Genomic DNA, 9,182 nt, shown 5'->3' with positions numbered 1-9,182 from the left:
GCGGCGGCCGCGCCCGGCGGGGGCGGCTCACCGTCCGGTCCTGCGTCGTGCGGGCCGCCGGCCGCCCTTGGGCTGGGTCCTGGCGGCGCCGGTGCGCGGGGCGGGCGGCCGGCCCCCGCCGGTGGCCGGTGCCGGGGCGCGCAGTTCGGCGAGCGAGCCGCCGGGGTCCTGGGCGATCCGGGCGAGGAGGTGTTCGTAGGCACGGGCGAGGCGCTCGGCCGTGGCCGGGGTGAACAGGTCGGTGCTGTACTCCAGGTAGCCCGCCAGACCCGCGCCGGTCTCCTGCACCACCAGGCTCAGGTCGTACCGGGACGTGCCGGCGTCGGTGCGGAGCTGGGTCACCGCCAGGGCGCCGGCGTCCTCGGCAGACGGCACGTCCCACGTGGGCAGCAGGTTGAACGTGGCCTGGAACAGCGGGGACCGGGCCGGGTCGCGGCGCGGCACCAGGGCGCCGACGAGGTCCGCGCACGGCACGTCCTTGTTGGCGTGGGCCTCGCCGGTGGCGTCCTTGGCCTGGGCCAGCAGCTCGGTGAAGGCGCGCCGCGGGTCCGCGTCGAGGCGCATCGGCAGCATGTTCACGAAGTAGCCGACCACGCCCTCCAGTTCGGCGTCGGGCCTATTGGCGACCGGGGTGCCGATGACCAGGTCGGGGTCGTCGCTCTCGCCGCCGAGCAGGGCGGCGAACGCCGACAGCAGCGTCATGTAGAGGGTGGCGCCGTGGTCCTGGCCGAGCCGCCGCAGACCGGCGGCCACCTCCCCGGGGGCGCTCAGCTCGACCTGGGCGCCCTGGTACGTCTTCACCGGGCACCGCTCGTAGTCGGTACGCACCGACAGGCACTCGGGCGCTCCGTCGAGCCGTCGCCGCCAGTGGTGCCGCTGACGGTCGAGCTCCTCGGCCGTGACGGCCGCGGCCTGCCGGCGGGCGAAGTCGGCGTAGCTCATCGGCAGCGGCGCGAGCGCCGGCTCCTCGTCCCGCGCGAACGCCTCGTACAGGGCCTGCTGTTCGGTCAGGACGATGTTCACCGACCAGCCGTCGAAGATCCCCCACGGGCGGGTCAGTACGGCGATGTGCCGGTCGTCGGCGAGCGTGAGCAGGTGGGAGCGCAGCGCGTACGGCCCCTCGGGGTCGAAGGGCCGGGCCCGTTCGGCGCGCAGCCAGGCGGCGAGGCCCGCCTCGTCGCGCGGGGCGGGCGCGACGGCCACCGCGAAACCGGCCGCGTCGTGCACGCGCTGGGTGAGGTCGCCGCCGGGGTGGCGGTGGTAGCCGGTGCGCAGCACGGCGTGCCGCTCCACGAGGGCGCGCACGCTGCGGACGAAGGCGTCGCGGTCGAGTGGCCCGTCGAGCCGGAAGGCGAGCTGCACGTTGTCGTGCGCGGCGGCCAGGTGCCCGCGCCGGTCGCGGAACCACAGGTCCCGCTGCTGCAGGGACAGGGGCGCGGTGTCCTCGGCCGGCACGCCGGCCGGGTCGTCCGGTGCAGTGCTCCCCTGGCCGCCCGGCACCGAGGCGACGCCGCCGGCGGCGGAGCCGGCCGCCTGCGATGCGCCCTCCCGCGAGACCGAGGCGGTGCCGTCACCCGGCACGCGAGGCGAACCGGCATGCGCCGGGTCCTCCTGCCCACCGGGCGCTTCGTGCACCGCGTCGGCCGGGCCTCCCGGCGCCGGGGCGGTGCGTTCGGCGGCCGCCGCGGCCGAACCGGCTCGCGCCGGGGCCGGCCGCCCGCCGAGCAGGTCGTCCACCGCGGCGGCCATCTCGGCCATGCCGGAGGCGGTGAACACCACCTGGAGCGGGAGGTCCGCGCCCATCTCCTTCTTCACCCGCAGCGAGAGCCGGGTGGCCAGCAGGGAGTGCCCGCCGAGGTCGAAGAAGGTGTCGTTGAGGCCGACGCGGGCGACGCCCAGCACCTCCGACACGATGCGGCACAGCTCGCGCTGGGTGGGCGTGTGCGGGGCGACGTACTCCTCGCGGGCCAGGTCGGCCTCGGTCGGCTCGGGCAGTGCGCCGCGGTCGACCTTGCCGTTGCGGTTGACCGGCAGTTCGTCGAGGACGACGAAGGCGGTCGGCACCATGTAGTCGGGCAGCCGCGCGGCCAGGTGCTCCTTGAGCCGCCGGGCGAGCGGTACGTCCGACCCGGTCTCCTCGCGCGGGGCCCGCACCGGGCTGACGTAGGCGACGAGGGAACGGGCGGCGCCGGTGCCGCGCGGCAGGACGACGGCCCGGTGCACGGCGGGGTGCCCGTGCAGGGCGTTCTCGATCTCGCCGGGCTCGACCCGGAATCCGCGGATCTTGACCTGGTCGTCGACCCGGCCGAGGTGCTCGATCAGCCCGTCGGCACGCCAGCGCACCAGGTCGCCGGTGCGGTACATGCGGGTGCCCGGGGTGAACGGGTTGGCCACGAACCGCTCGGCGGTCAGTCCCGGCCGGCCGAGGAAGCCGCGGGCGAGCTGGTCACCGGCGATGTACAGCTCGCCGGCCACGCCGGCCGGCAGCGGCCGCAGCGCGTCGTCGAGGACGTACGCCTGCGTGTTGTACACGGGCGCGCCGATGGGCACGCGGGTCGCGCCGGGCTCGGGGGTGTACGGGCCGTACAGGCCGAGGGCGCCGCCCACCTCGGTGGGGCCGCACAGGTTGAACAGCAGGGTGCCGGGCAGGGCCCGCGCCACCCGCTCTGCCAGCTCCACGGACAGCGGTTCGCCGGTGGCCTCGAGCCGGACCAGGCCGGTGCACTCGGCGGCGGCCGGCTCGGAGAGGAACTCGGCGAGCATGGAGGGCACGAAGTCGATGTCGGTGATGCCGTGTTCCCGGACGGCCGAGGCCAGGTACTCGGGGTCCTTCTGGCCGCCGGGGCGGGCGATGACGATCGTCGCGCCGACCTGCAGCGGCCAGAACAGCTCCTTGACCGAGACGTCGAAGCCGATGGAGGTCTTGAACAGGATCCGGTCGCCCTCCCCGCCCCGGTAGACGCCCTGGTCCCAGGCGAGCCAGTTCATGCTGGCGCGGTGGGTGATGACGACGCCCTTGGGCCGGCCGGTGGTGCCGGAGGTGTACAGCACGTAGGCGGGGTGGTCCGGGCGGACCTCGACGCCGGGGTCGGTGTCCGCCGTGCCGGAGGTGTCGGGCAGCTCGTCGAGGACGAGCAGCGGGCGGGCGTCGGAGACCATGGTCGCGCGGCGCTCGTCGGGCAGGTCGTCGGCGAGCGGCAGGTAGGCGGCGCCGGACTTGAGGATGCCGTAGATCGCGACGAGCAGGTCGAGGGAGCGTGCCATGCCGACGCCGACGATCCGCTCGGGGCCGGCGCCCCGCTCGATCAGCCAGTGCGCGAGCCGGTTGGCGCGGGCGTCGAACTCCGCGTAGGTCAGGGCCTGTTCCTCGTGCACGAGCGCCGTCGCGTCAGGCGTGCGGGCGGCCTGGGCGGCGAAGGCGGCGGTGAGGGTGGGCGCCGGCATCGGGGTGCCGGTGTCGTTCCACTCGGTCAGCAGGCGCCGCCGCTCGGCGGCGGGCAGCACGTCGAGGTCCAGGGCGCGGGTGCCGGTGCCGTCGTCGGCGGCGAGGGCCTCGGTCAGGCCGGTGAGGGCGGTGAGGAGGTACGCGGCGACGGCGTCGGCGGACAGCGAGTCGTCCACCTGGAGGTCGAGGGAGAGTTCGCTGCCGAAGTCGTCGACGGACACCGAAACCGGGTAGTTGATGCCGTCGGCGGCGGCGACGAACCGCACTCCGGCGTCGTCGATGCGCGGGGTCCCGGCCTCGCCGTGTCCGGGCTCGAAGTGGCGGAAGTTGGCGACCGCGCTGAACAGCGGGGCGTCGCCGTCCATGCCGCTGCACCGCTGGGCCAGGCCCAGCGGGGTGTGCTCGCGGGCCACCAGGCCGCGCAGCGCGAGGTCGACGTCGTCGATCAGCTCGCGGACGGTGCGGTCGGCCAGCCGGACCCGCAGCGGGAGGGTGTTGATGAAGTTGCCGAGCATCCGCTCGACGCCGGGCACGCCCTGGAGCCGTCCGGACATCACCGAGCCGAAGACGACGTCGTCGCGGTTGCTGCACGCGGCCACGACCCGTGCCCAGGCGGCGTGGAACAGGCAGGCGGGGCTGAGCCGCAGCCGCCTGGCCTGGGCACGCAGTTCGCCGGTGAGCTCCGCGGGGAGGCTGCGGCGCAGCCGGGTGACGCGGCGGGCGTCTCCGTGCACGTCGGCCAGGCCGAAGGGGAACGTCGGCTCGGTGACGTCGCCGAGGGCGGCGCGGAAGTGCTCCTCGGCCTCGTCGCCGGCCTGCCGGCTCAGCGTGTGGGCGACGAAGTCGCGGTACGGCGGCGGGGGCGGCAGCAGGTCGGCGCGGCCGGCCATGTGCAGGGCCAGTTCCCCGAGGGTGAGCCGCAGCGAGGTGGCGTCCTCGATGAGGTGGTGGGCGGTCAGCAGCAGGTACCGGCGCTCGGAGTCCGGGTCCTCGGCGACCGTCAGCCGCAGCAGCGGCGCGCTGTCGAGGCTCATCCGCTCGGGGCCGTCCAGCAGGGCGCGGGCCTGCCGCTCGGCGTCCCCGCCGGGTTCGAGGCGGACGCGGCTCAGCGGCAGCCGGGCCGTGCGGTGCACGACCTGCACGGGTTCGGGCAGTCCGGTGGTGAGGACGGCGGTGCGCATCACGTCGTGGCGGTCGACGACCGCCTGGAGGGCGGCGGTGAACCGGGCGCAGGCCGCCTCGTCATCGGCCACGTAGAGGGTGGAGACGAGGTAGGGGTCGTGGTCCGGGTCCATCAGGTGGTGGAAGAGGATGCCCTCCTGCGTCGACAGCAGCGGGTAGACGTCCTGCACGTTGGGCGCGCCGCCGGGCACGGCCGCGGTGATCGTGTCGAGCTGGTCCTGGGTGAGGTCGATCAGGGGCAGCAGTTCCGGGGTGAGCCGGGTGCAGCCGTCCGGGATCGGGTTGGGCGGGGCGCTGTACCCGTCCGTCCCGGGGGTGTCGTCGATCCGGGCGGCGAGGGCCGCGAGGCCGGGCTCGGCGAAGACGTCCTGCACGGCCGCGTTCAGACCGTGCTCCTTGAGCCGGGCCACCAGCACGGTGATCATCAGGGAGTGGCCGCCGAGGGCGAAGAAGTTGTCCTCGGCGCTGATCCGTTCGGCGTCGAACCCGGTCAGCTCGGCCCATACCTGGGCGAGCAGCCGTTCGGTGGGGGTGGCGGGGGCGACGTAGGCGCGCTGGGCGAAGGCGTCGATGCCGGGGGCGGGCAGGGCCGCCCGGTCGAGCTTGCCGTGAGCGGTGACGGGCAGGGCGTCCAGGACCACGAAGGCGCCGGGCACCATGTAGTCGGGCAGGGTCGCCGCCAGGTGCCGGGTCAGCTCGGCACGGTGGTCGTCGCCCGGGTGGGCGGGGTCCAGGACGGTGTACGCGACGAGGCGGGGGCTGCCCGGCTGGTCCTCGCGGACGAGGACGGCGCAGGCCCGCACGGCAGGGTGCTCGGCGAGGCGGTGCTCGATCTCGCCCGGCTCGATGCGGAAGCCGCGCAGTTTGACCTGGCCGTCGGCGCGGCCGAGGAACTCCAGGGTGCCGTCGGGCAGCCACCGTGCCAGGTCGCCGGTGCGGTACATGCGCGATCCGGGCGCGCCGAACGGGTCGGGCACGAATCGTTCGCGGGTCAGTTCCGGCTGGTGGAGGTAGCCGCGGGCGAGGCCGGCGCCGGCGATGTACAGCTCGCCGGCGCAGCCGATGCCCTGGGGCTCGCGGGCCTCGTTCAGGACGTACAGCCGGATGTTCTGGATGGGCCGGCCGATGGGCACCGTACGCGGGGCGGGTCCGGCGGGGCAGGTCCAGTGGCTGACGTCGACGGCGGCCTCGGTGGGGCCGTAGAGGTTGTGCAGGGGCGCCGGGTGGCGCTCGTGGTGGCGGGCGCACAGGTCCGGGGGCAGGGCCTCGCCGCTGCAGAAGACCTGGCGGACGGTGGTGCAGTCTCCCCAGCCCGGCTCCTCGACGATGGTGCGCAGCATGGAGGGCACGAAGTGCAGGGTGGTCACGCCGAATCGGCGGACGGCGGAGACCAGGTAGGCGGGGTCGCGGTGGCCGCCGGGCTCGGCGACGGCGAGCCGGGCCCCGGAGAGCAGGGGCCAGAAGAACTCCCACACCGACACGTCGAAGCTGTACGGGGTCTTCTGCAGGACGACGTCGTCCGCACCGAGGCGGTACTCGTTCTGCATCCACTCGATGCGGTTGACCGCCGCCCGGTGCTCGATCATGACGCCCTTGGGGCGGCCGGTGGAGCCGGAGGTGTGGATGACGTAGGCCAGGTGCTCGCTGGTCAGGCCGAGTTCGCCGGCGGGCAGGTCGTCCTCGCGGCCGCCGGTGACGTCCTGCCCGGCGCGGTCGCGCAGGGTGCCGTCGCGGTGCAGGCCGAGCAGGTGGGCGGCGCCGCGCAGGGGCTCGGTGTCGAGGTCCGGCTGGGTGAGGACCACCTGGACGCCGGTGGACTCGACGAGGGCGGCGCGCCGGGCATCGGGGTGGGTCGGCTCGATCGGCAGGTAGGCGCCGCCGGCCTTCAGGGTGCCCAGGATGCCGGCGACCATCTCGGCGGAGCGATGCGCGTGCAGGCCGACGAGGGTGTCCGGTCCGACGCCGTGCCCGCGCAGCCCGTGGGCGACGCGGTTGGCCCAGGCGTTGAGTTCGCCGTAGGTCCAGGAGCGGTCGGCGTCGACGAGCGCGGTGCGCTCCGGGTGGCGGCCCACCGCGTCCTCGAACAGCTCGTGCAGGCAGCGGTCGGCGGAGTACGGCCGCTCGGTGTCGTTCCACACCTCGACCACCTGGCGGCGCTCCTCGGCGTCCACCATGCTCAGCCCGGACAGGCGCCGGGACGGGTCCGCCGCGACGGCCTCCAGCAGCCGCGTGTAGTGGCCGATGAAGCGCCGGACGGTCTCCCGGTCGTACAGGTCGGTGTTGTACTCGACGGTGCCGGCCAGCCCGTCCGGGGTCTCCCGCAGGTCGACGGTGAGGTCGAACTTGGTCGAGGTCAGCTCGACGTCGACCGGGGTGACGTCCAGGTCACCGAGGGACGCTGAGCGCCCGGTCTGCGCCTCCTGGAGGACGAACAGGGTCTGGAAGACCGGCGAGTGCGCAAGGCTCCGTTCGGTGTCGAGCGCGTCCACCACGGCCTCGAACGGCACGTCCTGGTGGTCGTAGGCCTCCAGCGCGGTCTTCCTGACGCGCGCGAGGAGTTCCGGGAAGGCGGGGTCGCCGGACAGGTCGGTGCGCATCACCAGGGTGTTGGCGAAGAAGCCGACCAGGTCCTCCGCCTCGCGCCGGTTGCGGCCGGCGACCACGGTGCCGACGGCGATGTCGCTCTGGTGCGTGTAGCGGTGCAGGACGACGTCGTAGGCGGCCAGGAGGGTCATGTAGAGGGTGGCGTCGTGGGCCTTGGCCACGTCGCGCAGCGTGCCGAGCAGTCCGGCGGGGCAGCGGAAGCTCTCACTGGCGCCCGCGTACGTCTTCACGCGGGGGCGTTCCCGGTCGGCGGGCAGGGTGAGCCGGTGGTCGACGCCCGCCAACTGGCGCTTCCAGTAGCCGACCTGGCGATCCCGCACCTCGCCGGCGAGCCACTGCCGCTGCCAGTGCGCCCAGTCGGCGTACTGGACGGGCAGGGGTTCGAGCGGCGCGGGCCGGTCCGCGACGAACGCCTCGTAACAGGCCACCAGATCGCGGAAGAACACCCCGACCGACCAACCGTCGCAGACGCTGTGGTGGGTCGTGACGAGGAGGTGATGCTCCTGTTCGGAATGCCGCAGCAGACGGGCCCGGATGAGCGGTCCGCGCGCCAGGTCGAACGGGGCGGCGGCCTCCTCCCGGCAGATCCCGGGCAGGCGCGCCGGGTCGGCGAGTTCCTCCTGCGTGACGGTGAAGTCGGCGCCGTCGTCGACGATCTGCCCCGGCACGCCCTCGTGTTCGGCGAACCGGGTGCGCAGCACCTCGTGCCGCTGGACGATCGCCGTCAGGGCCCGTAGCAGCGCGGGCCGGTCGAGGCGGCCGCTGAGCCGCATCGCCACCGGGATGTTGTAGGCGGCGCCCGTGCCGCCCAGCTTCTCCAGGAACCACAGGCGCTGCTGGGTGAACGACAGCGGCAGCGGCTCGCCCGTGTCACGCGGCAGGCGCGGCACGGCACGCAGCGCGGACAGGTCGACGCCCTGCTTGCGCAGCAGCGCGATCACGGCGCGCTGCCGCTTCGCGGGCAGGGAGCGGATCCTCCGGACGAGGTCCAGTCCGCCGTCCTGACTGGTGATGTCCATCGTCAACTCTGCCTCAGCTCTCGATGTCCAGGGCGTCCAGCTCCTCGTCGCTCATGTGCTCGACGAGGGAGATGCTTTCGAGGATCAGGTCCACTTCGAGCGTGCCCGCGTCCGTCGTGCCGGCGGCGCGCCGCCCGAGCTCCAGGGCCATGTCGGCGAGCCGGGGCGCGCTGAAGACCGCCTCCACCGGCAGCTCCACGCCCGCCCGTTCGGTCAGCCGGTTGATGAGGCGGGTGGCGAGCAGCGAGTTGCCGCCGAGGGCGAAGAAGTCGCTGCGGCCGTCCAGCCGCTCCGGGGCGACGCCCAGGACGTCGGCCCAGGCCAGCGTCATCGTGCGCAGGGAGTCGGAGGGAGTGCCGGGCTCGGCGGGTGTGTCCGGCGCGGGCTGCTCGGTCGCCGTCCGCCGGGCGGCGGCGGGCTGCTCGGGCGTACGGCCGACCCAGTAGCGGCCCGTCTCGAAGGCCGTCGGCGGCAACGGCGCCATGGGACGGGGCCCGTCGTGCAGGCCTGCCCACGGCACCCGGACGCCGCGCGCCCAGAGTTCGGCGAGCTGCTCCAGGGCGCGGTCCTGGACCAGTCCGGCGAGGAAGGCCTCGCCGCGGGCGCCGGTCAGGACAGCGGCGAGCGGTCCGGCGTCCTCCTCGGCGTTGCCGCGGTGCACGCTCGCCCCGACGGCCGCCGTGGCCGGACCCTCGGCGAGCTCGGCGGCGAGGGCGTCACGGAGCTGCCCGCGGTCGGCGGCGACCAGCGCGAGCCGCTCTGCCTGGGGCTCCCGGCCGAGCTGGGAGGTGTAGGCGAGGTCGGCGAGGCTCACCGTGGAGTCGCCGTCGGCGCCGCCGAGGAAGTCGTGCAGGCGGCCCACGGCCGTGCGCAGCAGCTCGGGGGTGCGGGCGGAGACCAGGACGACCTGCGGTGCCGGGTCCGCCGCGACG

Annotated in this window: 2 protein-coding genes; both read right to left on the bottom strand. The window is 74.7% G+C overall.

Annotated elements, in window-relative coordinates; genetic code table 11:
* Positions 1-27: 27 nt before the first annotated feature.
* Positions 28-8,250, bottom strand: coding sequence for an amino acid adenylation domain-containing protein (locus ACZ6B1_RS24280; RefSeq protein ID WP_468781576.1), 8,223 nt, complete (start codon positions 8,248-8,250; stop codon positions 28-30).
* Between the two features lie 13 nt (positions 8,251-8,263).
* Positions 8,264-9,182, bottom strand: a 919-nt coding sequence (locus tag ACZ6B1_RS24275; protein WP_468781574.1) for an acyl carrier protein, incomplete at its 5' end; no start/stop codon positions are given.

It is taken from the genome of Streptomyces sp. NPDC041129 (genome assembly GCF_055592265.1).
The sequence above is the reverse complement of the archived record's forward strand: the minus strand, read 5'-3'. Positions and strand labels throughout refer to the sequence as shown.